General features: G+C 59.3%; 2 protein-coding genes. Both read left to right on the forward strand.

Annotated elements, in window-relative coordinates; genetic code table 11:
• The first annotated feature begins 620 nt into the window (after positions 1–620).
• On the forward strand, positions 621–986 hold the full coding sequence (locus tag ACFWUY_RS41425; protein ID WP_384122154.1) for an ATP-binding protein: 366 nt from the start codon (positions 621–623) through the stop codon (positions 984–986).
• Between the two features lie 558 nt (positions 987–1,544).
• Positions 1,545–1,802 carry a hypothetical protein gene (locus ACFWUY_RS41430; protein ID WP_384122157.1) on the forward strand — a complete coding sequence of 86 codons (258 nt, stop codon included), beginning with the start codon at positions 1,545–1,547 and terminating at the stop codon, positions 1,800–1,802.
• Positions 1,803–1,896: the final 94 nt, after the last annotated feature.

Here is a 1,896-nt window from a genome sequence, read left to right on the forward strand (position 1 = left end):
ATCACCACGCCAACGACGAGGGGCCCTGCCTCGTCACCACCCCCGCTGACCAGCCCATTTCACCCTCCAGCACAGGATGAAAGAGGTTCACTGAGCTCTTTCAGGGTCTATCAATTCTGAACATGCGGCGCGGGGTAGTCTTCGGGATGCTATTTGCGACACAGGGTAGCGTCACGGCATGTGATTTTTTTCAGAAATGAGTAATTCCCAGCCAGGACAAAACGCTCTTTAAGGTTCCCGCATGGTTATAACAGTCGAACGGACGTGGATCCTTGCCATTCCGGTTCTGCAGGCCGCCTCACGGTCCGTGCACAGGTGCAGCAGCGGGCGAACTGCGAGAGTGAGGCCAGACGCATGTATTTGATCTTAAGCTAGCGCGCTCTATAGCCGGTACGGGTATCGCGCTGGCGATTCCGGGGTGGCCGGTCGTTGCGGTGGTGCAGGATAACCGCTGGCCGTTGTTTGTCTGTCTCGGTCACTCTATGACGCGGCTGATGCCTTTGAGCATCAGTTGCTCAGGCGGCCCTCAAAGTCGACGGGCAAGAGTGGTGGATGCAGAGACAGGAATGGAAAGCCAGGTTCCTCACTGCTCGCCCAGCCGTCGAGTGAACAGCCCAGAAATGATCGTCATGCACGCCATCGCCCACAAGGACCTCGCACGCCAGTCCGACAGTGCGGCGGGGTGGCCCACCACAAGCACCGCCGATGGCCGCGAGATGCGAGTGCCTGCTCCGCGCGAGCTTTCCGACGGACCCAACAGGGCGAGCGAAAACCTCGAGCATCAACATCATGCGGTGAGTGAGGCACGCCATGTGACGCGTGCAGTGCTGGAGGGCTGGCACATGGACGCAGAGAGGTTCGACGCTGTGCTGTTGCTTGTGTCTGAGCCCGTCACCAACGCCGTTAAGCACGCCAAGCCGCCCATCGGGCTGCACCGTGAACGCTCGGGCAGCCGGTTTTGGGTAGGTGCCAGCAACGGTGATTGATGCGCCGACGACGAGTACGGTGGCGCCCCCGACATCATTGAGGCGGTGGTCGACATGCATGGCACCCGTGCCCATTCCGGCGGCACTACCCTCACTGAGCATGCCTGGCCGCCGCCTGATGCTCTGAAAAGCCCCGGTCTCTTCGACCTGACGAGGAGACCGGCGGCCTGACCGCGAGGACGGGAGCCGCGCGGTCGGCCACAGAAGGGGCGGGATTCCTCGCCGGACGCAGGGATCCCGCCCCTTCATCACGCACGCTCAGTTGAGTGCGCGTCCGCGGATGCTGCCGCCGTACTTAGTGAGTACCGGGTCGGTCGAGGGCTGGTGGTGAGGTCGATGGCAGGTCGAGCGCCTCCCATGTAGTCCCCGAGTCGGCCATATGAGAGCGAAAGAGGGTGATTTAATCAACCCCCTCTCTGGATTTTCTGATGCCTACAGGTTTGACCACTTTAGGGAGTTTTGATGTCTAATTCGTTTGTGTCATCCGAGGATACTTCTCTAGGGCGTGTCCGGAGGCAGTCAAGCGATCTGGAACGGGATCTCCGATCGGGAAATTGGGTGCCGTCTTCTCTTGAGCGCCGCATCGCCGGGATCCTGGCTGACGCAAAACAGAGGGAAGGGGTGATTACTTCTAGTCATATCCGTGCGGCATTTTGGGAAGGCTCGGCTGAATTCATTCATCGAAATGGTGCGCGGCTGGCAACTCTCCTTGCATCATTGGACGCCCTGTTGCATTCACATGACTGTGACGAGGAAACAATGGAGCAGATTAGTGAAAATATTTCAGACATCGCGGCGGCCAGGCGTTCAGAATGAGTGAGCTCTTTTCATCCTGAATAGTTGCAGGTCAGCAGGGTATGGATGGCTTGGATGATGGTGCTGATGCGGCGGGTGAAGCACCGGGCTTGCT

This window comes from Streptomyces sp. NPDC058664 (assembly GCF_042716635.1).
Classification (GTDB): domain Bacteria; phylum Actinomycetota; class Actinomycetes; order Streptomycetales; family Streptomycetaceae; genus Streptomyces.